The following is a 26,263-nucleotide window of genomic DNA, read 5'->3' as shown; positions in this document are numbered from 1 at the left end:
GTGCCGCCAGCCTTCCTGCAATCCTGCAGCGCGACCTTGATTGCTTCGTCCTCAGTTGCAGCGCTGACATAATTCGTTCCCCTGGATGTCAACTCTGGGGAGGAGACAGCGGAGACACACTGATTCTGGTAGACAAAGTCAACCTTACACTCGCCACCTCCGTTCTGCTCGCAGTTCTCTACTGCCTTCCTCCTGGCGGCAGCCTCGGTAAGTTCGTTGGCCACAGCGCCACCCATATTTCCCTTGGATGGCCTTGCCAAAGCACCCCAGGTCTTGATCCATTCGCCCAGTGGACGTGGCGGCACAGGCGTTGTTGAGGGGGCCCTCACGCCCCCGCCCTGCGCTCCGGGAATTGGCGCACAGCCCTGAACGCCCTGTCCTCCTATGGGGTACATGCCAGGAGGACATCCTCCCTCGGCATAGGCCAGGAAAGCCGCGAAGCAGAACACTGGAATGGTGGCAAAACGCACGATGCGAATCGACATATGAAACCTCACCTCGTTCGTTGTTTGCTGCGCCACGTTGGCCGGTGCTTTGAGCTGGTTCCGCGAACCCACCAAGCCGGGACCCCGAGCCACCATTCCTGCACTGTGTCCCGAACGCGGGCAACCATTTCCATCGCGATGCTTGTCATAGTGGCCAGCACGACCATCGAGAAGCTGATCGATTGCACCGCGCATCGGATCGAGACTAATACTTCTTGAAATAAGGTACAGCGCACGCCGAGTAGATGGACCTGCACTGCGTGCCTCCGGCCTTTCTGCAATTACGCATGGCGGCTTCCATCGCCTCATCCTCCGTCGCAGCGCTGGCATAGTTGGTTCCGGTCGATGCCAGCTCAGACACCACCGCTGCCGCGCACTGTTGGTGATAGACAAATTCAACCTGGCATCGCCCACCGGCGCGCTTCTCGCAGTCCTCGATCGCCCTGCTCCTTGCAGCGCGCTCGGTGAGTTCACTCTCCGACGCGCCCCCTTGCATTCCTTCTACCGCCCCCGCGAGCGCGCCCCAGGTCGTGATCCACTCGCCGGTCGGGCGCGGAGGAGCTGGAGCAGAGACCGAGGAACCCGCGCCACTGCCCTGAGCGCCCGGAATAGGAGCACAGCCTTGAACGCCTTGGCCACCGATGGGATACATGCCCGGAGGACATCCGCCCTCGGCCAAGACCACGTTCGTTCCAAGCATCGCAGTGCCTATTACGACAAGACGCGCGAGCAGCTTCATTGAACCATCTCCACGGCCGTTGAAGAGATCCATAGGCCGCTCATCAGCAGCACACATCCCAAAGCGCAAGCGAAATCACCATCTCGCCTATCCCGATTCCGCGATAGCGCGGACGTGACACCACCCAGAAAGAACGTGGGCACGTGAGCACTAGAACTCCCTGAACACTGGCTCCGAACATTCAGTGTGGGAGATAACGCAGCGCCCACCACCCGTGTCACTGCAACTGTCCAGCGCATCCTTCTTGGCGGTGGGCAGGTCTACGGCCGTATTGACCGAGCCCCTGCCTTTGCCAGAATTCGGCACGGAGAATGCCACGCACTGGTTGTAATAGGTCAGCGACGTCTTACAGTCTTTCGCGCCTTCGGATGCGCAAATGCGCAGGGCCTCAGACTCCGCAGCACGCTCACTCGGCTTGTTCGCCGCCGTCCCTACAAGATCGGACGTAGGCGACTGCGCAACTGCCCCCCAAGTTGTCAACCACTCACCCGACGGTCTGGGCGGCGCGACCACGCCACCTTGGGCCGGCGATCCACCGGACTGACTGCCGGGAATTGGAGCACAGCCTTGCACACCTTGGCCGCCGATCGGGTAGTAGCCCGAGGGGCAGCCGCCTTCAGCAAAGACTGGCCACGCCAACACCAGCGCCAGCACCACTGTGGCTGGCTTGATCAGCCACGCGAAGTAGCTGGTGCGTGAATGGAACATCATGCGAACTCCCTTCCTGCGCGCAGCACACGCCTGCCATGTACATGTACCCTGGATAGGCAACCACACCTGCCCCCATTCCAGTCAGAAGCGCTCAAACGTGGGTTCGGCACAGTCTGAGTAGAAAGGCTTGCAGGCATCACCAGCACCGTCCTTGCATTCCTTCTGGGCGAGCTCATTGGCCAACTCCATCGTCGCTGCCCTTGCCATACCTGATTGTGCCCCCGGCCCACCAACGTTGGGGATGACCCAGGCAAAGCACTGGTTCGTGTACGCCATGACCACCGTGCAGTCTTTGGCCCCCTCAACCGCGCACTTCTCCAGCGCGGTGCGCTCGGCAGAACGGCGGGAAGTCTCAGCGCTCGCAGTTCCCACTACTGACGTCGACTTGGAATGGGCAATCGCGCCCCATGCATCGTGCCATCGCCCGGTTGGCCGAGGAGGTGTCGGGATACTGGAACCGTTCTGTTCACCAACGGCGCCCGGGATGGGAGCACATCCCTGCACGCCTTGCCCCCCGATCGGATAGAAACCCGGCGGACACCCTCCCTCGGCATAAGCAGTTGTGCCGCAGACCCCAGTACCGACCAACAGCACGGCAACGAGAAAACGAAGGTTCATGGCCACCTGATTGATTGGACCCCACGTCAATCCCAACTGGGATGGATCGTCTGCGTTGTCGAAAATCCCATGAAACATGCAGCCTACGGCCGGACAAGGCACCCAATCGTCTCAGTGAAAAACAGCAGAAGGTGGCCGGACTACGAACTGCGACTAGTACTTCTTGAAGTACGGAACGGTACACGCCGAATAAATCGACCTGCACTGCTTCCCGCCGGCTTTCCTACAATCGCCCAAGGCCAATTCTGTCGCCGCCTCTACCGTGGCTTCACTGACGTAAATAGTTCCGGTTGATTCCAACTCAGATACTACTGCTGCCACGCACTGTTGGTGATAGACAAATTCGACCTTACACCGCCCGCCAGCTCGCTTCTCACAGTCTTCAACTGCCTTACGCCGGGCTTCACGCTCGGTGAGCTCGCTAACCGACGCACCGCCTTGCTTTCCTTCGAGTGCGCCCGCGAGCGCCCCCCAGGTCGTGATCCACTCGCCAGTCGGACGCGGAGGAGCTAGTGCAGAAACCGAGGAACCCGCGCCATTGCCCTGAGCACCCGGAATGGGGGCGCAGCCTTGAACGCCTTGGCCGCCGATGAGATACATGCCAGGAGGACACCCGCCCTCGGCGTGAGCAATGAAGACGGTCAGATAAAGCAGTGGCAACAGTCCGGTACGCAGAAAGCGAAAAATCATAACACCATCACTCCCAGCTTCTCTTCTTGCTCCCAGAGTCCTGATGAAGTTCACCACTTGACCCGCAGCCCGCTGCGTCAAGCATCTTTATTAGAAACTCTCGAATCGAGGCTCACTGCAGTCAGAATAAACAATCTCGCACTGCAAGCCCCCCTCTTTCGTACAGGACTTCATTGCAGTCTCGGAGGCGCTCTGCACGGTTGGACCACCTGCAAACGATGAACCGGTGTTGGATGCCTTGGGGGTGGCAATCGCGGCGCATTGATTCTCGTAGGCAAGCATGACCTTGCAATCATCTGCCCCCCAGGTCGCGCACTGGGCAAGTGCCACCTTCTCGGCTTCTCTTTTTGAGTCCTTTCCCTTAGATACCCCTGTATCTCCATCTCGCCCGATGGCCATGGCTCCCCACGTCTTATGCCATCGCCCAGTTGGCCGCGGCGGTGGTGCGGGCAACTGTTGAGAGTTCGCCCCACCAGCGCCGGGGATAGGCGCGCAACCCTGCACCCCCTGGCCACCGATGGGGTACATGCCAGGCGGACAGCCTCCCTCAGCGACAGCGTGGAATGGCCATGCAGAAACAAGAACCATCAGGAGCCCCATGCAAAGGGCCTGCATACCTTTCAAGCTCATACTATTCCGCCTCTCAATCCGAAGATGCTGCACCACGCTTACCAGTCTGGGGAATTGCCATACCCGAGGTATCTTGACCGGCAATACGATTGGTGCCCTGTGTGCCGTGCGAGACAGGTGTTGCCTGCGTTGCCGTCGGCATCGCCGGCGTGAAACCACCACCGCCACCACCATGCGAGCCCGGCGGCTGACCCTGCGGGCCAGGCGAAGCCGCACCAGGACTTCCGCCTATCTGCGAATATGCCATGAAGGTACCCAGCGTACCCTGGAAGAACATCGCAGCCATTGGGGGTGCAGTCAGAATCAGCGTCGTCAGGATCAGGCCCATGCCGCCCTGCTGCAGCGCCATGCTGCTCATGCCTTCGGTCAGATTCGTGCTCAGCAGCGCGCCCAGTGCGGCAGCGCCCCAGAACGAGGCGGCAACGCGGGCGACCATCTCCATGGCGATGCCTGTCATGGCGGCCAGCACCGCCATCGAGAACATGGTGCCGATGCCATAGAACAACCAGCGTTGGAACAAGGATTTGGTCTGCTCGAACAACAGACACAGAATGAACAGTGGACCGAAGCCGATGAACATGGCCATCGCGACCTGGTAAAGCAGCAGCATGGCGCCGGCAGTGACCGCAGGGCCGCCCGTGCCCAGGCCGATGAACCACATCGCACGCGTCTTCGCGCTGTCCAGGGTGACGTCGCCGGCCACGTCGAGCACGCTCACCGACGTTAGCGCCAACTGCATGTAGCCCAGGTTGCGGTCGATCAGTTCTTCGGCCGTGTCATCCTTGCCGGTGACCACGTAGGTGATCTCGTCCTGGACGTCCTGGGTCAGGAAGGACTGCAGATCCTTGCCGAACATCGCCATGGACGTGGCCACCGTCACGATGAGCGCCGCGCGCGCCATGTTGGTGGCCAACGCCGCCATCGAATCGCGGCTGCGCCCGGTCACGATGCGGAAGCCCTGGATCAGCACCCACAGCGTCATCAGCACCAGCGCGATCGAGCCCACCCAGGTCATCATGCGACCGAGCACGCCTTCGCCGAAGTTCGCGATTTCCTCTCGCAGGTACTCCAGGATCAGCTTGAAGAACACGAAGTCGCCCACTGAGGCGAACAGCGTTCCGTGCAGCAGATCCCCGATCACCATGCCCTGCATCATTCCCTGACTCATCACATCACCCGCCCCGCGTTGGGGCCCTGCTGGAGTGCGTTACGCACGTGGTTCACTTGGAGAGCGCGGTTTTCAGCGCGGCAGCCTTGATCACGGTGCCAAGCGGGTTGCTCTCGCCCTTCAATGCGCGCTCAGTCAGGTTGCGCTGGCGCCCCTGCAGGGCCGCGATCTGCTGGTCGTAGACCTTCATCGCGGTCTCCCACTCCTTGAACGACTTGTCCAACGCCAGCTGGCTGGCCGAATTGTTGGAAATGTCTTCCTGGATGGCAGCCTCATTGCGGAACGCGTTGCGGATCTTGCGCAGCGTGCCCAGCATCTGCTCCATGGCCGGCAGCGACTTGGTCACCACGTCCACGGTCTCGTTGTACTTGCGGTTCTCCAGCACCTGGATGTAGGCGCAGATCGAGCGCTGCTGCGCACCGATATCACCGCCCGGGCTGACACCCAGCAGCGACATCAGGCCTTCCTGACTGACCATCGAGCCACCGCCACATTTCTCGGCAACGTTCCAGTAATCCGGAATGCGGGTAAGCGTCGGGGTGGGCGGCATCAGCGGAGACGCAATGATCTGCTGCATGTTCTGCAGCTTGGAGATCCAGTTCTCGATGGTCTTCATGTACTGCCCGGCCGTCTCGCTCCAGCGCCCGGCTTCGGTCACGTACTCGCCGGCAGACTTGTATTCCTGCAGGAAGTTCATGATCCAGTTGGCCGGGTCATACACGGTCATGGCCTGCGCCTGCTGCGTACCGGTGCTGAAGCTCATGCCCAGGGTCAACATGGCCGCGAACAGCGGCGCCAAGCGCCGACGACGCGGCGCGCTCTTTCGGGTTTCAATGCCCATGGCAGTTTCCTTTTGCAGTTCGGTGATGGTTTTCATGCCGCCTCCTCCTGGTCCTTGTCGGCTCGCTTGCCCGAGCCCTTTCGATTCTTGTAGAACGCGTCCAGCCACTGGTCCGGGGTCAGTTCGTCCACGGTCACGCGGGCGCGCACCGCCGCGGTCTGCAGCACCCGGTGCATGACTTCGATGTTGTCGGTCGATGCCGAAATGACCGACAGGATGTCGTCCATGCCGCGCAGGTTGAGCTGGCACACGCTGGAGGCGTGGCCCTGCTTGACCAGGAAGCAGCGCGAGCGTTCGTCCAGCGCAGTCACCACCTTGAACTCGGCCTCGGTCAACTTCAGCCCATCCATGTAGTCGCTCTTGCTGGCGTTCGGGTTCGGCAGGAGGATCAGCGTGGCGGTCTGTTCGATCAGGGCAGCGGAGATGTCGCTCTTCAGAGCGTCTTCCGGGCTCTGCGTGGCGAAGATGCCCAGACCATTCTGCTTACGGATGGTCTTCTGCTTGTTCTTGGCGAACTCCTTCAGGCCACCCTCGCCGTCCAGGATCTTCCAGAATTCGTCCATCACGTAGATCAGCGGACGACCGTCGATCAGCGATTCCAGGCGGTGCAGCAGGTAGTTGATGACCGGCACGCGCACTTCGGGGTTGTCGATGATGTCGGTGTAGTCAAAGCCAATGATGTTGGCCTTGCTCAGGTCCACGGTATCAACGGGGTTGTCGAACACCCAGCCCAGCGAGTTGCCCGAGGTCCAGCGGCGCATGCGCGCGTACAGACCGTCGTCGCCCATGTTGGGCAGGCTCTTCTGGAAGTTGGTCATGCTGCGCAGGTGCATGGGCGTGTCCAGCATGCTTTCCACCGCGCGGTAGATGTCTTCCTCTTCGCGGGCACTGTATTCGCGCTTGCCGGCCAGCACCTTGATCAGATCGGCCAGGAACTGCACGTTGGCTTCGCTGTTCTCGCACTGGAACGGATTGAAGCCGGTCGGTGCGCCGTTCTCCAGGGCCAGGTAGTTGCCGCCACAGGCACGCACGAAGATCTCGGCGCCGCGGTCCTTGTCGAAGAAGAAGATGGTGGGCGACGGGTCGTACTTCTGCACCTGGCTGAGCAGGAAATTGATCAGCGCGGTCTTACCGGTACCGGACTTACCGATCACCATGGTGTTGGCGATGGCCTTTTCACCCAGCGAATTCTCGGAGGGGTGCGTGGCGTGGAAGTTGAAGTAGTACGGCTGGCCGTTGGTGGTCTGCAGCGTGGTGACGCAGTCACCCCAGGGGTTGTTGTGCTGCTTGCCGGTGGCGAAATTGTGCAGCGGCGACAGGCCCAGGAAGTTCAGCGAGCTGACGTTGGCCAGACGCGTGCGATAGCGCCAGTTGCCCGGCAGCTGCGAGTAGAACGAGGAGGTGATGGCCAGGTCTTCCTTGGTCGACACGAAGCCGGCATTGGACAGCTCGGCGCGCGTGGTCGCCACGTTCTGCGAGAGCTTGGCCTGGCTGTCGCCGTAGACCGCCATGATGAAGTGGTATTCACCCAGCACGAAGTTGCCCGAGGACAACTGGTCCATGGCGTAGTCGAGCTCGGCAATCTGGCTGACTGCCTTGTCGCCGGAGGAGATCATCATGCCCTTGGTGCGATCAAGCACCTTCAGTGCGTCCTGGCGGCCCATCGGGCTGAAGGAATGGGTTATGACGTACTCGTAGTCCAGGTACTTCAGACCATTGAGAATGCCCGGGTAGGTTCCCTCGGCATACTCCTTGATGTTCAGGATGGCGCCGAAGTGATTGGCACCATTGGGCGTGTTGATGACGTAGTCACCGGTCTTGGCCGAGAACATGTGGCGGCTGATCGGCAGATAGTCCTTCACCGGCGCGGGCAGCACCGGCACCGGCTCGTCCACGCGGTTGATCAGGTAGCCGAACAGCTCCAGCGTTTCGGAAAACACCACGCCATTCTTGGCTTCATACATGCCCAGGCGGTACGGCGCGTAATCGCGGATCACCGCTTCGACGTTGCCGGCCAACTCCAGCAGCTTTTCAACGGCCTGGTCCTGCTCGCCCTGCAGCTTTTCGATGCTGGCCGACTTTTCCACGAAACGCTTACCGGCCACGACCGGTCGATAGATCATGGTCAGGTACAGCTCGTTCTGCATGATGCGCTGCGAAGACAGCATGCCCATGTACTGGTCAGCCACGTCCTGGTTGAAGCGCTGCCCGTAGTGGCTCTTGCCCTTCAGCGTGCGGCGCCGGCGGATGTCGTGCACCCAGAAGGCGACGTTGACGAAGTCCGGCGCACGCAGGGTTTGCAGCAGGCGGTTAAAGGTGTTGTGGCGGTGCTCCAGTTCCCACTCTTCGCGGCCGACGAAGGGCAGCCCTTCCAGGTACCAGGTCAACAGATAGTCACCGCCCGTGGTCTTGACCACGTTCGGCGCCACATGCGACGACAGGGGAATGAATTCGCTGATGGAGGTATCTGGAGAGAACATGCGACTGCTTCCAAAAGGTAAGCCGGGAAACTACGAGGTGGCCGGACAGGTGCGTACACCTGCCCGGCCGTTGCCCGTCAATCCATGCGGGCGGGTTTCTTGCGGTAGTGGTTCGGGCTGAACACCCACATTCCATCGTGGTCCTGCAGGTTGCGCGCCTTGAACTTGAACAGCAGGCGGAGCCCCAGCAGACGGAAGATCAGCTCGTCGCGCTTGGCCATCTGTCGCATGATGAAAATGGCGACAGGAATGGTGAGCAGGAACCAGAAGTTCGTGTACACACTCAGCAGCAGCAACCCACCTGCCACCATGAAAAATGGCAGGTAGGGAACGCCCAGGAACATCGCCGGGCGCGTGCAGCCGCGGAACAGCACGTTCTTATGCACTGTAGTACTGCAGCACGTTGTTGATGATGGCGGCCGAGCTGCCCGAGCAGTTGCCGTCGCTGCCTTCACCCAGCAGCATGCGGGCGATCTGGCCGGCAGCGCCGATCAGCACGCCACCGATCAGGATCGGGGCCACGTCGGCAATGCGCTTGTGGGCGAAGGCAATCTGGTAGCCAGCAAAGATGACCGCGATGGTGACCACGGCGATCGAGGCAATGTTCAGCAGACCATTGATGTTGTTGAAGAAGCCGCAGACCTTTTCATCGGTGCCGCCGAAGTCGGTGCCGCTGGCGATGGCCTGCGGGGCAAACACCAGGCCGACAAAGGCAACGGCCATCAGCATGGTCTTCAGCGTGCGCTGGGCCTGGGCCAGATCGAGATTGAATCGCTTCATGGATTGATTTCCTTGTTGATGGACTAACACAACTGAATCGGCCAGCCGGGGGTCTGGCCGTACCACGACTTCGTCAGAACACGAAGGCCGCATCCCCTGCGGGAATCTGTTGCACCGGCGCTCCCTGCGCAGGCACGTTGTATGCGTTTTCTGGTGCGGCCACCGGCTGGTTGCGCTCGCTCCACGGGCGCAGCATGACCGGCTGCCCGTTGCCCGCTGCCACGCCGGGCAGCTGCTGCGGCATGGCCTGGTCGGCACCAGCCTGCGGCAACTGCTGCGGCATGGCCTGGGGCTGGGCCTGCGGCTGCATCATGCGGTCGACCGAACCCAGCACCACGCGCGATAGCGCCTGGTCGGCCAGGTTCAAGGCACTGCTGCGCGCCATGGCGCCCGCCGACGGATAGACCGTGTAGGCACGGGCCGGATCATTGGACGGCACATACACCGGCGCGTCGGCCTGGGCGACGATGCGCGACTGCACCGGCGACAGCGTCTGCGGATGGTGTTCAACCTTTACCGTACGACGCTCGCCACGGCTGACCACATCGATCGGCACTGCGCCATTACTCGCCACCTGCTGCCCACGGCGCATCGAATCGTAGATCTTCTGCACGTAGCCATGGCGGAAGCCGGTGGTGAAATTGCCCGAGTAGTAGCAGCTGAACGACTTGCCCCAGTCCTGTCCGGAACGCTTGTAGCATTCGGCCAGAATGCGCGAGCCCGCCTGCAGGTTGGCGCACTGCTGGAAGGCTTTTTCGTATGAGTCCAGGCCGTACTTGGCCAGGTTGTAGCGGTTCACCTGGGCCAGGCCGACCGAGAAGTTGTAGCCCTTCTCTTCCAGCATGCGCACCGTGGCCAGCGCTTCATCCAGCGCCTTGGGCTGGCGCACCAGCGCACCGCCCACCACGCCAATGGCGAAGGGATTGCGCGAGGACTCCACATTGATCACGTGCTGCATGACGTCCATGGACACAGCCATTTCCGGGCATGCCATCATTTCCAGGCCTGGCAACATCGTTCAGCCCTCCTGCCCCTGGGCACGCCCAGGATTGAAATCGATGCCGGTGATGTAACGCGCACCGGCATGCGCCTTGATATGAACCACGATGTCGATGGTCATCATCAGCAAGCGCTTGATGACATCGAATTCCAGGCCCGAGCCTTCATTGGAGGCCTTCACCATCAGCGCCAACTGGTCCCAGGTCTGCTCCGGGCTGCCAGCATGGCAGCTGGTGATCGAACCGGGGTGACCCGATGCACAGTTACGGATGAAGTAGAACGCTTCGTCGCCGCGCAGCTCGGCCAGGATGATGCGCTCGGGCTTCATGCGCAGGCAGGCTTCCATGCAGCTCTTGGCAGTGACGTTGCTGGTGCTCTGCCCGCCCTTGGAGTACAGCAGGTGCACCACGTTGGGCTGGGTCAGGAACAGCTCGCGGGCATCCTCGATGGTGACCAGGCGCTCGTTGTCCGGAATGTGGTTGACCAGCGCCTTCATGAAGGTGGTCTTGCCGCTACCGGTGGCGCCGGACACCACGATGTTCTTGCGATACATCACCGCACGCCGGAAGAACTCGGCGTATTCGCGCGAATGCCGCAGTTCCAGCAGCTCGCGGTCCTGCTCGCTCAGGCTGCCGTCCTGTTCCAGTATCTGGTTGAAGAACCCGTCTTCGTGATACTGGGTAAGCGACTTGGTGTGCTTGGACGGCAGACGGATGGTGATGGACACCTTGCCGGCATCGCACGCAGGCGGGATCACGAACTGCGCACGCTGCCCGGTGGGGAACGTGAGCGACACCACCGGATCGGCATCGGTGATGCGCTGGCCGGTGTTGCTCTCGTTCACCACCGCGGTGCAGAACTGCCGGGCCCGCTCGAAGGTCAGGCCCGGCACGTCCACGCGCTGCCACCCGGCCCGGGTTTCCAGGTACAGCTCGCCCGGACGGTTGATGCAGATTTCCGTCACGTCGGGCGAGCTCATGTACTCCGCGATGCCCAGCACTTCGTACTGATAGCGCAGGAATTCGCTGGAAACAAGGGCGATGGGAGACACTTCGGCGTCCATGATCGTTCTATGAATTACCGGCGCGGGTGGAGCACGTTGGTGAAGTCGACGTCCTTTGCGACGTAGACGTTCACGATGGTGCCCTGGTTGATGGTGACCGTCGGCGGGCGACGACCTTCGCTGAGTGCTTCGTTGGCCAAGCGCTCCATGGTGCGGGCGGTCGCGCTTTCATACGGCGACTGCACGGCGAACCCGTTGCTGGCCACGGTGGTCGACTCCGGGCCGTGCTCGGCTGCGGCGTATTTGAACGCATCGGCGATCAGGCTGATCATCAGCGCCGACGCAATGCGGCTGCCCCAGTGCGCGCTGTACTGGCCAGGATGGCCCGCACCGCCCAGCCCATCGATACCCGGGCTGGACATGGCCACGTCGATACCGTTCGGCGTGGTCACGCGATCCCAGATGACTTCCACGCGCTTGCCGTTGGGGCCGCCACCGTAGGAGCCATAGATCTTCGAACCCTTCGGCAGCAACAGATTGCGGCCGTTGATCGAGTAGACCGGTTCGGTCAGCAGGCACGAAGTGTAGCCGGCAATGTCGGTGATGATGCGGGTTTCCAACACGCAGCGCAGGTAGGTACCGCGTACCAGCAGGGCATCCGGACTCTGGATGAAGCTGGCGTTGGACACGTCCTCCACATCCGGGCCGCGGCGCACCTTCTGCTGCTGCTGGGCCTGCGGATTGGCGGCCTGCATGGCCGCAATCATCGCCTGGCTGTAGTCAGTGCCCTGCCCTTGCGGCTTGGCGTTGCCATCGCCGGCGCCGAAGCCGCTGCTGCTGCCAATACGGCGGTCCAGCAGCGACGGACCCTGCGGCTCGGACGACTGGCGCATGCGCGCACGGTCAGAGTCCTGCAGGCTGACCATCGGAATGTCCTGCTGCGGCGGCGGCGGCAGCATCGGGATCGGATCGGCCGGCGCGACGGGCGCCGCTGCACTCGGCGCAGGCGCAACGGTCGGCAGGTCCGGCGTGGATACCCGGGCCTCCTGGCGGTTGGACGGCGCTGCGTTCTTGTCGTCCTGGCCCTTGCGGAACAGCAGGAAGCCCATGGCCACCAGCAGCACCACGATGCCGCCAAGGAACATCAGCGCCTTGCGGTTCAGCCGCTGCTCTTCGGCCGAGCGCAGCTGCGGGGCCGCCGCATCCAGGTTCGGCGCGGATTCGGTCTGCTGCGTGCCGAAGTAAGGATTGGAGGTCGACTCGGCCGGCCCTTGGCCCTGGCCGCCATAAGGCGACTGCCCGTCGTCGCGGGCGTTGTTCGGATCGTTGCCGGGGGTGTTCTGCTGGCTCATTTCTTCACGTTCCTTCGCAGGCCAACGACGTACTCGCCGTGGCGGATGACCAGGTACGGGTAGGTGCCGTGGACGATCAGGGTGTTGCCCTCGACCGTGGTGTTGACCACGAAGTCCTCGCCGTACTCTTTCTCACGACCGAACACGGCCGGGAAAATGCCGGTCTTGTATTCGGGCGAGTTGGGCAGTTTCAGGTACGTGAAACGGCCATCGTCATAGGCATTGACGGGGATCAGCCACCCCATCTTCTTCGCCTTGCTGGTCGAATAGGAGTAGTTGAAGTTGTACTGGCGATCCTTGGCCAGTTCGCTGCTCAGCAGCGGCTGCGCTTCTTCTTCCACCGCCTGCTGGGCCACGCCGAACACGGTGTCGTTCGGGTAGGAGAAGGCGATCTTGTACTGCACGCCGGCGCGGCGGGCCTGTTCCAGCTGCCGCCAGTCGGTGGCCACCACCTTCAGTTCGAAGATGTAGGAATGGGTTTCGGTGCGCACCATCATGTTGGTGTCCACGTCCACATTCTTCGGCTTGATGTAGAACACGTTCTCGCGACGGGTCAGCTCCCAGCCGTTGCTGAAACCGGTGCTGTAGTCGAGGATCTTCTCGTTCGGGCTCAACTCGATCTGGGTGGTAAGGCCCAGGCCGGTGCGAACCGGATAGATGCGATCCTTTTCATACTCGTAATGGTCCACTGCCTGTGCCATGGCGCCGGTGGAGAACACCAGCGACAGCAACGACAGCAGCGCCAATGCGCTCCCCCTGACTTTTCGACTACTCATCGGTTGCTTGCTCCATCAGCATTTCCGGTGGATTGGTTCTGCGCCGGCCTCATGGCCGGCTGGCCGGGCAGGGTCTGCCCGGGCATGGGTTGGCCCTGCATCGGTTGGCCTTGCTGCATCGGCTGCCCCTGCTGCACGGGCTGGCCGGGCATCGGCTGCCCCGGCATGGGTTGCTGCCCCGGCATGGGCGGGGTGACCTGCACATCGCCCGGCACCGCCAGCGGCTGGCCGGTGGCCGGGTCGATCATGGTGGCCGCAGCAGGATTGTTCGGGTCGTAGACCCCCTGCTGTGCCTGCAGCGCCTGCTGTTCCGCCTGCTGCTGCAACTGCGCCTCGTCCGGACCCGGTACGCCGCGCGAGTAGTCGTTGTCGCGACGGTACTCGAACACCTGCATGCCCAGCGGGTTGAGGATGCGCTGCTGCTCGTTCAAGGCCAGGTTGCTGTCGTAGCGGAACCGCAGCGTGATGAGCTGGTTGTCCAGGTACGAGGTGGTGGCCTTGTTCTTGTCGTACACGCTGCGCTGGATGCGCACCGAGGCACCGCGGAAACCACCATTCACCTGTGCTTCCAGCGGGGTGATGCTGAGAATCTTCACCCGGATCGCCCGATCCTTGCCGTACAGCACGACAGGGCTCTGCGGATTGTTCTGCGAATAGAAGGCGCGGATGGCCGAGCTGGTGCGCGTATCGGACATGACATGCACCAGGGCCCAGTCGCGCAGGCCCATCACCGCGAAATCGTAGGATTCACGCGCCATCACGTACTGGGCGACGTTGCTGCGGTTGATCGCATCGCTGGCGGTGATCGACTGGCCTTCGAAATTGCCGGTCAGCCGCGCCACCGTGGCCGTACCGGTGTAGGCATCGGCCATCACCAGGAACGGCACCTTCTCTTTCAGCGGCAGCATGTAGTAGTAGCCGCCCGCCAGCGCCAGCGACATCAGCAACGACCCGGTGGCCACCCACCAGGCGCGGCGCTCGCTGCGTCGTGCCATGTCGGCCACGGTGATCTCGTAGCTGACCGCCTTGGCGACCGACTGCTCGACCTTCTGGCTGTTGCCTGCATCCTTCTTGCGGAACATGGATTCTTCCGTACTGCTGAAACATCAATGGGCATGACGCCCCTGCGGCGGGCGCGGGGTGCGGCACGTTCGATGATTTCGGTGGGGCTCAGCTACCGCCGTTGGCGTCAGCCGCCGGGACCGCCGCAGTGGGCGTCGATCCGGCGTTCTGCACGACAATCTGGTTGCCCACGATGGAGACGGAAACCCCTTGTGCCGCATAGGCTGCCGTGAGGTCGATCACGGCCTGCTGTGCGTTGGTGGTGTCGATGTCCGACACCGCGCCATACAGGGTGAAATCCGAGCTGAGGCGATAATCCAGGGTGCGGCCGGAATCCTTGGCCCAACGCTCAAGCATCGCCTTCAGCGTGCCGTCCATCGGCGACGCCTGGTACACGTAGCTGGTATAGAGCGGGATTTCGGTCGGGGCCGTGGCAAACCGGTTCACCGGCTTCCAGCGTCCGCCGAAATCGGGTGCGGGCTTGGTGGCGCAACCGGCCACCATCAACGCCGCGGCTGCGGCGATGGACATTTTCACGATAAACGCCTGATTCATACGGGCTTCACTTTGACGTACGAAAAAGCAGTCCCGATGCTGGTCCCCTGGTCGTCCGGCGCTGCATGGCGCACGCCAGAAACGTCACAGTAAGCGCACTTAACAGGGCACAACTGTCACGGTTCCCCTGCAGCCCAAAAGCTGCCAACCAGGTCGCAGACCACGGCTTTTCCAAGCCGCGCTCATGCGCCCTCACCAACGTCGGAACCATCCCTGTTCCAATGGCTGAAACTCCTGGCCACTCTGAAAGCAAGCTGAATCACGAGGATTCCCAAGCCGTGCATAGAGTCGCACAACCGCACGTCAATTCCATGTCAGACAAGTCTGAATTCCATCAACGTATGGTGTTTTTTTGACGCACTTCACGAATTCACATCCATGAATTCGTGCATGCGTCACATTCAGCACTCGACAATTCAAATATCGAGCACCGGCGCGTCAACTTTCGGAAGTAGACGCGACGTGAAATAGCGATCCTTGTAATAGCGGATCTTGTCGCACTTCACCGGATGCGGAATGCCCTCGTACAGGAACACCTCCTGGTCCGGACCCATCGCCTTCAGTTCCTGCGGGAGCATCAGCGCGCGCCGCTCTTCGCTGTAGCTGTGGGTCTTCTCACGGGCATGGGTCACGTTCTTCTTGCGGATGGTGGTGTAGCCCAGCATGTCCGAGTAGTCGTTCGCGTCCTGCTGTTCGCGCGGCGCGTACAGGATCTGCAGCGCGTGGTTGGTGATGATGGTGCGCGAGGTTTCCCGGCCATAGGTGGCATCGAGCTGGGACATGCTCTGGATGATGGGCAGCAGGCGCACGTTGTAGCCGGCCATGTAGGACACCGCCGAGGCGATGATGTCCACCTTGCCGATAGATGTGAATTCGTCCATCAGCAGCAGGCACTGGTACTTCAGGTCCGGGTTGGACTTGGGCAGTTCCTTGGTGTTGAGGTTGATCAGCTGGCTGAAGAACAGGTTGATGATCAGGCGGCTCTCGGCCAGCTTGTTGGGCTGGATGCCGATATAGATGGTCATCTTCTTCTTGCGCACGTCGGTGAGCAGGAAGTCGTTGGTGCTGGTGGCCTTGTCCAGCACCGGGTTGATCCAGGCGTTCAGCGGCTCCTTGAAGGTGCCCAGGATCGAGGCGAAGGTCTCATCGGCCTGGGACAGCATGTTGGCGAACGCCGAGCGCGCGTTGCTGCTCAGGAACGGCCGCTCGGACAGGCTCTTCAGGAACTTCTTCAGATCGGTGCCGTCACCGGAGGACAGGCGGTAGACCGCCCCCAGCGTGGGCGTGCCCATGCCGCCGGGGAAGCCGCTGGCGCGCTCGTCGTCCCAGTTCTCGAACAGGTACAGGGTGAAGGCGATGAAAGCATTGCGGGCCTGGCTGACCCAGAACTTCTGGTCCTCGGCGCCATCGGGGTACAGCATGGCGGCGATGCTCATCAGGTCCGAGACACGGAAAGCCGGATCGTCGGACACATAGCTGAGCGGGTTCCAGCGGTGCGTGCGGCGGTCTTCGGCGAAGGGATTGAACAGGTAGATTTCCTGGCCCTGGCTGGCGCGCCAGCCACTGGTCAGGTCGAAGTTTTCCTGCTTGATGTCCAGCACCACCAGCGATTCGCCGTATTCCAGCAGGTTCGGAATGACCACGCCCACGCCCTTGCCCGAACGGGTGGGTGCGGCCAGGATCACGAACTGCTGGCCGTCCAGGCGCACCAGCTTGCCGCCGTGGCTGCCCACCACGATGCTCTGCCCGGTCTTCTTGAACATGCCGTGCTTGGCCAGGTCGGCGCTGGTGGCAAAGCGGGCATCGCCATGCAGCGAGCGCTTGTCCTTCTTCAGCAGCGCCACCAGTGCGATCACCGCCAACAGCAGCAGCGGCACGCCGAAGCCCAGGTAGCCGGCCCACTTGATCTTGCCCACGAACGGGGCGACCTGCGGCTGGTCCAGGGCATTGAAATACTGGTAGTAGGTGTTCCAGGTGAAGAGCTTGGTATCCAGGCCGAGCAACAGCAGGGTCAGATAACCGGACAGCGCAAACCCGAGCACCAGGGTCGCCAGGGTGGCGATGGCGATGAGCAGATACTTCTTACTGGGCAACACCCGAATCCTCCATGATGCGCCCAAGGGCGCGACGAACTAGCGGCGGCGCCAGCGTGACGCCTTCTTCCGCAGGTGGTTTTCATCCTCCAGCCCGGGCTCGATGCCCTCTTCCCGCAGCAGCCCTTCCAGGTATTGCCGCGCCTCGGCCAGCGACATCAGATCGGACAGACGTTCCCCGTCATCGGCGATGACCGCATGCCCGATCACATCGCCGGGAGCGTACACCGGCGCGTGGGTCACCGCTACCAGTCGGTAGCGCCCGCGTAGTTCAAGTTGGTGTGTGTACTGCTGCATTGCTTCACTCCGTGACGGCGTTCACATGTCGTTCCCACGACGGGCCCGTGCGTCGCCCCGATCAGGGCTGGCAACGCGCGGGTGCCACCCCTGACAATACACGCCTGCGCTTCGGAGACCACCATGGATTGGATTGCACGCGCCCGCGCACTGGCTGCCGACGCCCACGCCGGGCAGATCGACAAGGCCGGCGCGCCCTACATCGGGCATGTGGCCCGCGTCGCGGCACGGGTACGCGGCGATGACGACGCCGAAGTGGTGGCCTGGCTGCACGACGTGCTGGAGGACTGCCCGGGGGTCGCCGCCCAGGTGCAGGACTTCCCGCCGGCGATCCAGCACGCGGTGCAGCTGCTGAGCCGCAACCACAGCGCCGACACCGCTCATTACTATGCAGGCATCGCGGCCAACCCGCTGGCACTGAAAGTGAAGCTGGCCGATATCGCCGACAATGCCGATGAAACCCGGCTCTCGGCCCTGGATGCGGCCACCGCCGAGCGCCTGCGCGGGAAGTACCGCGCCGCACGGGCGCAGCTGGGGCCGACGGCCGTCTAGGCGCGCCACCGGCCGAACACTGATTTTCCTGAACGCCGCTGCCGCCTGCTGCAGTGCAGCAGTACAATGGCCCGTTCCCCTGCCCCATCGCGCCCCCGCATGAGCCCCAATTCCTCTCTGGCCGCACGGCTCACGCCCCGCCAGCGCACCCTGATCATCATCGCCCTGTCGCTGGGCGGCTTCGCCATCGGCACCAGTGAATTCGCCAGCATGGGCCTGATGCTGGAAATCAGCCGCGGCCTGTCCATCAGCGAAACCCAGGTGGGCCACCTGATCAGTGCCTACGCCATCGGCGTGGTGGTCGGCGCCCCGATCCTGGCCTTCGTCGGCGCCAGCTTCCCGCGGCGCAAGCTGCTGCTGGCGCTGATGGGCTTCTACGCCGTGGGCAACCTGGCCAGCGCCCTGGCGCCCAACTACGCCACCATGCTGGTCGCCCGCTTCGTCGCCGGCCTGCCGCACGGCGCCTACTTCGGCGTAGCCATGCTGGTGGCCGCAGCGATCAGCCCGGCCGGCCAGCGCGGCCAGGCCATGTCGCGGGTGCTGCTGGGCCTGTCGATTGCCATCCTGATCGGCAACCCGCTCACCACCTGGCTGGGCCAGCAGGTGAGCTGGCGCACCGCCTTCGCCCTGGTCAGCCTGCTGGCCATTGCCACCGTGGTGATGATCGCCCGCTTCCTGCTGCCCGACCCGGACGAGGTGCGTACCTCGCCGATGCGCGAGCTGCGTGCGTTCAACACCACCCAGGTGTGGCTGGCGCTGGCGATCGGCGCGGTCGGCTTTGCCGGCATGTTCTGTGTGTTCACCTATCTGGCCCCCACGCTGGTGCAGGTGACCGGCGTGGCCGAATCGTGGATGCCGCTGGCGGTTGGCGTGTTCGGCGTCGGCGCGATCATCGGCAATATTGCCGGCGGCTGGCTGGTGGACAAGTTCCACTTCAAGGCCGCCGCCGTGGTACTGGCCTGGTCGATCGTGATGCTGCTGCTGTACCCGTTGGCGGCGCAGTCGGTGTGGACCATCGGCCCGATGATCGTGACGGTGGGCACCATGGGCGCGCTGGCGGCCGTGCTGCAGACCCGCCTGATGGACGTGGCCGGCGAAGCGCAGACCCTGGCCGCCGCGTCCAACCACGCTGCCTTCAATACGGCCAATGCACTGGGCCCGTGGCTGGGCGGCATGGCCATCAGCGCCGGCTTCAGCCCGGCCACCACCGGTTACGTGGGCGCGGCGACCGCCATCGGCGGCCTGCTGCTGTGGTGCGTATCGGTGATGGTGGACCGCCGCCGCAAGGCGTCGCCCTTCACCGCACACTGAGTCGCCACCCGCTGGAACCTGCGCAGACGCCCCTCACCGAGGGGCGTCTGTGTTTCTACGCGCATGCGTTGACGGCAGCACCGCACGCCACAGACGAAGCCATCACGGCCCGAACCGGACGATGTAATCTCCTCCACTCGCCGAGCTTCCCCATGCCGGACACCGGTCGCTTCTCGATCCTCGCCTTCGACGCCATCTTCAACCTGTCCGGCGGCATCGAGCGGATCACCGCGCTGACCATCAGCTGTCGCCACTGCGCGACCACCACCACCTCGGCCGACCACAACCTGCTGCATCTGCCCGGCGGCACGCTGTTCCGCTGCGAAGCCTGCGGCTGCCACCAGGCCGTCAGCAATTCGCGCCTGGCCGACGGGCAGGCCTGGGCCGGCGCGGTAGAGGCGACTGCCCAGCTCTGATGGCACCGGTGTCGCGCGACGTCGGGCATGCGCGGCAGCCAACCCTATCCGAGGGACCCCATGCGACGCTTCGTCCAGGCCTTTGCTGCGGCAGATGCCTTCGCACCCGGCCTGCCGGCTGAGGTGGCGGAGGCATTCGCCGCTGCACCTTCCCACTTCAACATCGGCAAGGATGCGCAGGCCTGTGTCTGGGCGGCGGACAGCGATGATCCCGCGTGGGTGGCCCCCATGCACTGGGGCCTGGTGCCGCGCTGGTCGCAGGAACCCAACACGCCCTACACCACGGTCACCGCGCGCGTGGACCGCGCCGCGCGCAGCCGTTTGTTCGGCGATGCCTGGAAGCATCGCCACTGCATCGTCCCCCTGACGGGGTATTTCAAATGGGACCGACAGCGCCGGCGCCCCTGGCCGATGTACGTGCAGCGCGCCGATGGCCTGGCATTGCTGGCCGCCGGCCTGTGGGAGCGCTGGCGCGACGCCGACAGCGATGAACCCCGCGATGCATTCACCCTGCTCACCCACGCCGATACCCACATTCCTGCCCCGCTTTCGCCTGACGGCCCCGTGTTCCTGGACCCTTCCGCGGCGGGCGCCTGGCTGCTGGGCAAGCGCATGACCGCCGCAGACCTGCTGGCGCAGACGCAGACACCCGACCTGGAAGCGTATTACGTGGCGACGGCGGTAGCCGATCCCCGCCGCGACAACTACACCCTGCTGGATCCCGTGGAGCCCCCCGTCAACGATGATGATGACGATGCCGTGTCGGGCGACGAATCCGCCGAAGACGATTGAACCCGTTGCTGGCCCAGGTGAATGCCGGAAAAACACACGGCGTGGATATCGCCTGCGGCACAGTAGCGCTGCACCCACTGCATAGCCGCCTTTCGCCATGCGCCAGACCGCACCCCCAGCCCGACATGATGCGGTTGCCCTGCAGGCGGGTATGCTGGGCAGCGTTCTGGCAATTGCGCTGCTGAAGGCACTGGCCCTGGCCACAGGGCTGTCAGGTTCGCCGTTGGTCACCGGGCTCTGGCTGCTGGCCTGTGCCCTGCTGGGCGCCTGGGCGCTGGCCGCGCTGGTGGCCTGCCTGGCCCTGAGCCGGCGCGTGTTCGCGCTGACGCTCGCACTGTGCGGCGTGTTCCTTGCCTGCATGGTCTAGCGCGCTGGCTGTGCGCACCCCACAAAAATAAAACTGAAAGAGACCCTAAAGCTTCGGCTTGCAGCGCCGCTACCGTCTTACTGCCTGCCGGGACTCTCTCCTGTGCAGACACGCCCGGCAGTCGGGCTCACGACGACTACCGGACTTCACAAATTGAACACACTGCGCCGCTTCAAGGTAGGCACCCGCCTTACCGCTGGTTTTTCAATCCTGCTGTTGATGATCGCCACCATTCTTGCGATCGCCCTGCACAGCAACTACAAACAGCGGCAACAGTTCGACAACGCGGTGAACGTACGCGTGACCCGCATGGGCGAGCTGTACGACATGCTGATCATCAACAAGGAACTGTTGCTGCTGCGCCGCGATATGCTGCTGCGCCGCGGCCAGGCACTGGACCGCGACCTGGCCACGGTGCAGGCGCAGACCGCGCGCTACGATCAGATCTGGCAGCACTTCACTGCACGGCCAGCTACCAGCCCGCTGGCACAGACCATGCGTGACAAGGTGGCCGCGCACCAGCAGGCCACACAGGCCGCATTGGCCGAGCTGGACGCACGCATGCGTGCCGGTGATTTCGAGACCGCCGACACCCTGCTGCTGAACAAAGTGGCGCCGGCGGCGGCGCAATGGAACACGGCACTGAGCGAGTTCGCCGATCTGCAGCAGAAGCTTGTAGCGGAAGCTGCGGCGGAGATGCAGTCACTGGCCGCGCGCACCACCGGCCTGCTGACCCTGTTCGGCGTGGCCAGCCTGGCGCTGGGCATCCTGGCCGCGTGGCTGATCTCGCGCAGCCTGACCGTGCCGCTGGCACGGGTGCAGGCCTCGATCAATGCAGTAACCCGTGGCGACCTGAGCGTGCGCGCCCAGGATGACAGCCAGGACGAGGTGGGCCAGATGCTGCGCGCCACCGATGGCATGGTGCAGCTGCTGCAGCGCTTTTCCCAGCAGACCCGGCAGATGATCGACAAACATGCCGCCGAGGACATCACCCATCGCATGCCGACCGACTTCCCGGGCGTGTACGGCGAGCTGGCCGAGGGCATGAACACCATGGTGTTCGAGCACCTGGACGCCATCGTCGATGCGATCGAGGTGCTGAACGAATACGCCCAGGGCGATCTGCGCCGCGACGCCCGGCGCCTGCCCGGCAGCCGCGCGATGCTGCATGAATCGATGGATGCAGCCAAGGCCAGCCTGTACGCGATCAACCAGGACATCCAGCGCCTGGCCCGCGCGGCAGCCGCCGGCGACTTCAGCGCACGCGGCGATGCCGGTGCCTACCGCCACGACTTCCAGCGCATGATCGTGGATCTGAACCAGTTGATGGAAACCGCCGATGGCAGCCTGAAGGCCTTGTCGGTGGTACTGGGCGCGATGGCCGAAGGTGACCTGAGCCGACGCCTGCAGGGCGACTACCAGGGTGTGTTCGCGGCCATGCAGCGCGACACCAACCGCACCGCTGAGAACCTGTCGCGCATCGTGCAGCGCATCCAGACGGCAGCAGCCTCCATTGCCAGCGGGTCGGACGAGATCGCCGCCGGCAACGCCGATCTTTCGCGCCGCACCGAGAGCCAGGCGGCCAACCTGGAGGAAACCGCTGCGTCGATGGAAGAACTGACTTCGACGGTGCGCCAGAACGCCGAGCATGCCCAGCATGCCAATGCGGCATCGCGCAGCGCCGGCGACGCCGTACAGCGCACCGCCCGCGCGGTCCAGGATGTGGTGCAGGTGATGCAGCAGATCGATGCCTCCTCCCAGCGGATCGGCGAGATGGTGGGCCTGATCGATGGCATCGCCTTCCAGACCAACATCCTGGCCCTGAATGCCGCCGTGGAAGCAGCACGCGCCGGGGAACAGGGGCGCGGTTTCGCCGTGGTGGCCAGCGAGGTGCGTACCCTGGCCCAGCGCGCGGCAGCGTCGGCCAAGGACATCAAGGCGCTGGTCGAAACCTCCGGCGAGAACGTGCAGGCCGGCATCGGCATTGCCCGCCAGTCGGAACAGGCCATCGAGCAGCTGCGTGCCGCCGCTGCCCAGACCGATACGCTGATCCAGCAGATCGCCCAGGCCAGCAGCGAGCAGGCATCCGGCATCGAGCAGGTGAACCAGACCATCGCGCAGATGGACGAGGCCACCCAGCGGAACGCCGCGCTGGTGGAAGAAGCCAGTGCGTCGGCGCGTGCCATGGCCGAGCAGGCCAGCGCGCTGGACCAGGCCGCAGCGACCTTCCGAATCGCAGACGCCGGCGCACCACGCGCGACGTTGCAGCGCGCAGCGTAAGCGCCTGCCCTGCCCTGCCCTGCCCTGCCCAGCTGAAGGATTCAGTGGGCAGGATCGCAGGGCCGCGCCGTGCAACCCGACGCCACACCGCCTTCGCGCCGCCTGCGGCATGCTGGCGGTGTCGCGCCCCGACCGCCGTAACGATGTGCCGTACATGCCTGCCAGCCGTGATGAAGAACGAATGTCCACCCTCGCCGGCCTCAATGCGCTGGGCGAGATCAGTGGCGCCTCGCTGGACAGCCTGACCGAGCTGGCCACGCACACCTTCAACGTGCCGGTCGCGTTCGTGTCGCTGCTGCAGATCGACCGTCAGCGGCTGGTCTCGCGCCGCGGTCTGGCGGTATCGCAGACCCATATCCGCGATTCCATCTGCGCCAGCACGATTGGTTCAACCGAAACGCTGGTGATCGACGATCTGCTGCAGCACCCGCGGCATGCCAGCAATCCCCTGGTGGCGGGCGAGCCACACCTGCGCTTCTATGCCGGGGCGCCCCTGGTGGCGCGCAACGGCGTGGCCATCGGCGCGTTCTGTGTGATGGACGATGCACCGCGCACGCTGTCCGGGGCCGAGCGGCGGCAGCTGGAAACGCTGGCGCGGGCAGCCATGAACGAGCTGGAGCTGCGCGCGATGAGCGGGCGCAGCGACCCGGTGAGCGGCCTGCCCGATCGCCAGCAGTTCATGCTGGACCACGATGCGCTGGCCGAGCGCGAGCCAGGCATGTTCATGCATGCGGTGCTGGTGGACGTTTTCGATACCGCCGTCTCGACCGAGGCAGGACAGGTGCTGGGCATGGCGCCGCTGGAAACGCTGATCCGGCGCACGGGTGTGCGCCTGAAGATGGCACTGGATGGGCTGGCCCAGGTCTACCACGTGGGCGTGGCCCGCTTTGCCTTCGTGCTGGAACTGGAGCAGGCCAGCGCGGTGGAAGCTCTGCTGGCCGAACTGCAGGCGCGGGTGACCCGGCCGATGATGGCCGCCGAAGTGCCGATGTCACCGGGGTTCCACGCCGGCGTGTGCGAGCTGACCCTGGGCCAGCACAGCGCGGGGGAAGTGATCCGCCGTCTGCTGGTCGGGCTGAGCGCGGCGGTGTCCGCCCGCGCCCCTTTCCGCTGGTACTCGCAGGGCCACGATGCCAGCACCCGCCGCGGCTACCGGCTGGCCACCGACGGGCGCACGGCGCTGCAGCAGGACGAGTTCCATCTGGTCTACCAGCCCCGCTTCCGGGCCCGCGACCTGCAGCCCGTCGCGGCCGAAGTGCTGATCCGCTGGAACCACCCGCAGCTGGGCCCGGTCAGCCCGGCCGAGTTCATTCCGGTGTTCGAACGCACCGCATTGATGCACGGGATCACCGACTGGGTGGTGGACCGTGCACTGGACCAGCTCGCACGCTGGCACGCCGATGGCCTGCTGCTGAACCTGTCGATCAACTACTCGGCCCGCGACATGGCCCGCGAAGGCACGGCCGAGCGCTTGATTGCCGGGATCGACCGGCGCGGCCTGGCCTGCACGCAGGTCGAAGTGGAGATCACAGAAAGCCAATGGCTGCGTGCCGACTCGCAGCAGGGCGTACAACTGAAGCGGATGGCCGATGCGGGCATCCGCGTGGCGGTGGACGACTTCGGCAGCGGCTACAGCAACTTTGGTTACCTGACCGAACTGCCGATCAGCACGCTGAAGCTGGACAAGTCGCTGATCGATCGCCTGTGCCTGGACAACCGGTCCAGCGTGAAGGTGGAAGCGATCATCGGGCTGGCCCATCGCCTGGGCTACAGCGTGGTGGCCGAAGGCGCCGAGAGCGCCGAACAGGTCAGCCGTCTGCGCACACTGGGCTGCGATGAGATCCAGGGATTTGCCTTGGCCCGGCCGATGGATCCGGATCAGCTGTTCAACGGCCACAGCCGTCCGCTGCTGGATACCCAGGTGGCCGAGTGAACCGCTGGCGCACCGCGCGTCGCTATACTGCCCCTGCCCAGACGCGATGCCGGATTGCCTGCGATGCCCTCACGAATCGACTTCCGCCCCTCGCTGGACCTCGCCTGCCAGTTGACCGGCATGCGCGTGGCGCTGGTGGGCGAGGTGACCGACATCAGCTGGCGGGCCGTGCAGAGTGTTGACCGCGCCGGCCTGGGCATCAGCAGCGGCATGGTGCTGGACATCAACAAGACCTTCTGCAAGGACGTGAAGGCCCAGCAGTGCCCGGTCTGGTTTGCCGACGCGCATGCCCACCCGGATTTCCAGCACAGCCCGGTACCCGGCCTGTATGGTTTCCGCAGCTATATCTCCGTGCCGGTCACCCTGGCCGACGGCAGCATCTTCGGTACGCTCTGCACGCTCGATCCGCTGCCCCGGCCGGTGGACGAGAGCCATGTGGCGGCGCTGACGATGCTGGCGCGGCTGGTGGCCGCGCAGATCGATGCCGTACACAGCCACGATGCCGATGCGGAACTGATCGATGGCCTGAGGCGTGATGGGACCACCCGCGACGTGCAACTGGCCGAATCCGAGCACAACAACGCCGAGCTGCTGCGGGTGGGCAAGGAGCGCGAGGAGTTCATCGCGGTGCTGGCCCACGATCTGCGCAACCCGGTGCAGGCCATCCGTGCCGGCGCCGACCTGCTTTCGCTGGGCGCGCTGAGCGTGGCGCAGCAGAAGGTGCTGGAGCACATCAACGACAGCACCGACCGCATCGCCGAGCTGATCGATGTGACCCTGGATTTCGCCCGGGGCCGGCTGGGCACTGGCATTGCCCTGAAGCTGGAAGACTGGTCCGATCTTTCCGGGGTACTGGCCGTGGCCTGCCGCGAGGCCATGCGTGCCTATCCGCAGCGCCGTTGCGAGCTGGATCTGCAGTTGCCGCCGGTGTTCCGCTGCGACGGCGCACGTCTGTGCCAGCTGCTGGCCAACCTGGTCATCAACGCCGCCGTGCATGGCACCGCCGGGGAACCCATTCGCGTTACCGGCCGCAGCGAGGGCGACGGCCTGCGCATCGAGGTGGCCAACGCCGGGGTGATCCCGCAGGCGCAGCTGGCGGCGTTGTTCGAGCCGTTCTCACGCCCGCAGGAAAAGCGCCTGGATTCCGGCCTGGGCCTGGGGCTGTATATTGCCTCGCAGATCGCCAAGGCCCATGGCGGCACCCTGTCGGCGGCCAGCGCCGCCGATTCGGGCACGGTACTGACCCTGCGCCTCTGAAACGAAACGTCATTGCCCGAACGGGGGATGCGTGTCGAAGTATTGCAAATGCTAATATTTCTCATTTGCAGCCACC

The 26,263-nt window shown here is 64.0% G+C and carries 25 protein-coding genes; 8 read left to right on the top strand and 17 right to left on the bottom strand.

What is annotated here, in order from left to right; translation table 11 throughout:
* Positions 1-690: 690 nt before the first annotated feature.
* The 17 genes from IAE58_RS04280 to IAE58_RS04195 all read right to left on the bottom strand — a co-directional run bounded on the left by IAE58_RS04280 (position 691) and on the right by IAE58_RS04195 (position 17,279).
* Positions 691-1,257, bottom strand: coding sequence for a DUF4189 domain-containing protein (locus IAE58_RS04280; RefSeq protein WP_199932677.1), 567 nt, complete (start codon positions 1,255-1,257; stop codon positions 691-693).
* Positions 1,258-1,374: 117 nt separating this feature from the next.
* Complete coding sequence (locus IAE58_RS04275) at positions 1,375-1,935, bottom strand: DUF4189 domain-containing protein (RefSeq protein ID WP_199932678.1); 561 nt, start codon at positions 1,933-1,935, stop codon at positions 1,375-1,377.
* Between the two features lie 81 nt (positions 1,936-2,016).
* A complete protein-coding gene (locus tag IAE58_RS04270) occupies positions 2,017-2,631 on the bottom strand; it encodes a DUF4189 domain-containing protein (protein ID WP_199932679.1) in 615 nt (204 codons plus the stop codon).
* Positions 2,632-3,333: 702 nt separating this feature from the next.
* Positions 3,334-3,642 (bottom strand): DUF4189 domain-containing protein, encoded by a 309-nt coding sequence (locus tag IAE58_RS19945; protein WP_233614637.1) that lies wholly within the window; start codon positions 3,640-3,642, stop codon positions 3,334-3,336.
* Between the two features lie 244 nt (positions 3,643-3,886).
* Complete coding sequence (locus IAE58_RS04255; protein ID WP_233614654.1) at positions 3,887-5,029, bottom strand: type IV secretion system protein; 1,143 nt, start codon at positions 5,027-5,029, stop codon at positions 3,887-3,889.
* Between the two features lie 64 nt (positions 5,030-5,093).
* Positions 5,094-5,918 (bottom strand): hypothetical protein, encoded by an 825-nt coding sequence (locus IAE58_RS04250; RefSeq protein ID WP_233614638.1) that lies wholly within the window; start codon positions 5,916-5,918, stop codon positions 5,094-5,096.
* A complete protein-coding gene (locus tag IAE58_RS04245) occupies positions 5,915-8,362 on the bottom strand; it encodes a VirB4 family type IV secretion/conjugal transfer ATPase (protein ID WP_108753401.1) in 2,448 nt (815 codons plus the stop codon). The genes IAE58_RS04250 and IAE58_RS04245 overlap by 4 nt, the downstream gene beginning before the upstream one ends.
* A gap of 77 nt (positions 8,363-8,439) precedes the next feature.
* Complete coding sequence (locus IAE58_RS04240) at positions 8,440-8,748, bottom strand: VirB3 family type IV secretion system protein (protein WP_108749937.1); 309 nt, start codon at positions 8,746-8,748, stop codon at positions 8,440-8,442.
* Positions 8,741-9,142, bottom strand: a complete 402-nt coding sequence (locus IAE58_RS04235; RefSeq protein WP_108749938.1) for a TrbC/VirB2 family protein — start codon at positions 9,140-9,142, stop codon at positions 8,741-8,743. The genes IAE58_RS04240 and IAE58_RS04235 overlap by 8 nt, the downstream gene beginning before the upstream one ends.
* 73 nt (positions 9,143-9,215) lie before the next feature.
* Entirely contained in the window at positions 9,216-10,157 is a 942-nt protein-coding gene (locus IAE58_RS04230; RefSeq protein ID WP_199932681.1) for a lytic transglycosylase domain-containing protein, read from the bottom strand.
* 3 nt (positions 10,158-10,160) lie between these two features.
* A complete protein-coding gene (gene virB11, locus IAE58_RS04225) occupies positions 10,161-11,204 on the bottom strand; it encodes a P-type DNA transfer ATPase VirB11 (RefSeq protein WP_199932682.1) in 1,044 nt (347 codons plus the stop codon).
* A gap of 14 nt (positions 11,205-11,218) precedes the next feature.
* Complete coding sequence (locus IAE58_RS04220; protein ID WP_199932683.1) at positions 11,219-12,496, bottom strand: TrbI/VirB10 family protein; 1,278 nt, start codon at positions 12,494-12,496, stop codon at positions 11,219-11,221.
* The gene (locus IAE58_RS04215) at positions 12,493-13,272 is read right to left on the bottom strand and encodes a TrbG/VirB9 family P-type conjugative transfer protein (protein ID WP_108749942.1); all 780 of its coding nucleotides are present in this window, start codon (positions 13,270-13,272) and stop codon (positions 12,493-12,495) included. Before IAE58_RS04215 ends, IAE58_RS04220 begins: the two co-directional genes overlap by 4 nt.
* On the bottom strand, positions 13,269-14,354 hold the full coding sequence (locus tag IAE58_RS04210) for a type IV secretion system protein (protein WP_199932684.1): 1,086 nt from the start codon (positions 14,352-14,354) through the stop codon (positions 13,269-13,271). Before IAE58_RS04210 ends, IAE58_RS04215 begins: the two co-directional genes overlap by 4 nt.
* A gap of 88 nt (positions 14,355-14,442) precedes the next feature.
* Positions 14,443-14,889 (bottom strand): hypothetical protein, encoded by a 447-nt coding sequence (locus IAE58_RS04205; protein WP_199932685.1) that lies wholly within the window; start codon positions 14,887-14,889, stop codon positions 14,443-14,445.
* 416 nt (positions 14,890-15,305) lie between these two features.
* The gene (locus IAE58_RS04200; protein ID WP_199932686.1) at positions 15,306-16,985 is read right to left on the bottom strand and encodes a type IV secretory system conjugative DNA transfer family protein; all 1,680 of its coding nucleotides are present in this window, start codon (positions 16,983-16,985) and stop codon (positions 15,306-15,308) included.
* A gap of 36 nt (positions 16,986-17,021) precedes the next feature.
* The gene (locus tag IAE58_RS04195) at positions 17,022-17,279 is read right to left on the bottom strand and encodes a hypothetical protein (protein WP_199932687.1); all 258 of its coding nucleotides are present in this window, start codon (positions 17,277-17,279) and stop codon (positions 17,022-17,024) included.
* Between the two features lie 123 nt (positions 17,280-17,402).
* On the opposite strand from IAE58_RS04195, the gene IAE58_RS04190 reads away from it, so the two are divergent.
* The 8 genes from IAE58_RS04190 to IAE58_RS04155 all read left to right on the top strand — a co-directional run bounded on the left by IAE58_RS04190 (position 17,403) and on the right by IAE58_RS04155 (position 26,187).
* Entirely contained in the window at positions 17,403-17,831 is a 429-nt protein-coding gene (locus tag IAE58_RS04190) for an HD domain-containing protein (protein WP_199932688.1), read from the top strand.
* Positions 17,832-17,930: 99 nt separating this feature from the next.
* The gene (locus IAE58_RS04185) at positions 17,931-19,142 is read left to right on the top strand and encodes an MFS transporter (RefSeq protein WP_199932689.1); all 1,212 of its coding nucleotides are present in this window, start codon (positions 17,931-17,933) and stop codon (positions 19,140-19,142) included.
* Between the two features lie 152 nt (positions 19,143-19,294).
* Complete coding sequence (locus tag IAE58_RS04180; RefSeq protein WP_199932690.1) at positions 19,295-19,558, top strand: hypothetical protein; 264 nt, start codon at positions 19,295-19,297, stop codon at positions 19,556-19,558.
* A 60-nt stretch (positions 19,559-19,618) separates the two neighbouring features.
* Positions 19,619-20,350 (top strand): SOS response-associated peptidase family protein, encoded by a 732-nt coding sequence (locus IAE58_RS04175; protein ID WP_199932691.1) that lies wholly within the window; start codon positions 19,619-19,621, stop codon positions 20,348-20,350.
* 97 nt (positions 20,351-20,447) lie between these two features.
* Positions 20,448-20,717: a hypothetical protein gene (locus IAE58_RS04170; protein ID WP_108753411.1), complete on the top strand. Its 270-nt coding sequence runs from the start codon at positions 20,448-20,450 to the stop codon at positions 20,715-20,717.
* Positions 20,718-20,870: 153 nt separating this feature from the next.
* Positions 20,871-22,997, top strand: a complete 2,127-nt coding sequence (locus IAE58_RS04165; protein WP_233614643.1) for a methyl-accepting chemotaxis protein — start codon at positions 20,871-20,873, stop codon at positions 22,995-22,997.
* A gap of 181 nt (positions 22,998-23,178) precedes the next feature.
* A complete protein-coding gene (locus IAE58_RS04160) occupies positions 23,179-24,930 on the top strand; it encodes an EAL domain-containing protein (RefSeq protein ID WP_199932692.1) in 1,752 nt (583 codons plus the stop codon).
* 63 nt (positions 24,931-24,993) lie between these two features.
* A complete protein-coding gene (locus IAE58_RS04155; protein WP_199932693.1) occupies positions 24,994-26,187 on the top strand; it encodes a GAF domain-containing sensor histidine kinase in 1,194 nt (397 codons plus the stop codon).
* The last annotated feature ends 76 nt before the right edge of the window (positions 26,188-26,263 follow it).

The organism is Stenotrophomonas sp. S49 (assembly GCF_016624905.1).
Lineage (GTDB): Bacteria > Pseudomonadota > Gammaproteobacteria > Xanthomonadales > Xanthomonadaceae > Stenotrophomonas.
Note: the sequence above shows the minus strand (reverse complement) of the source record. Positions and strands in the feature narration are given on the sequence as shown.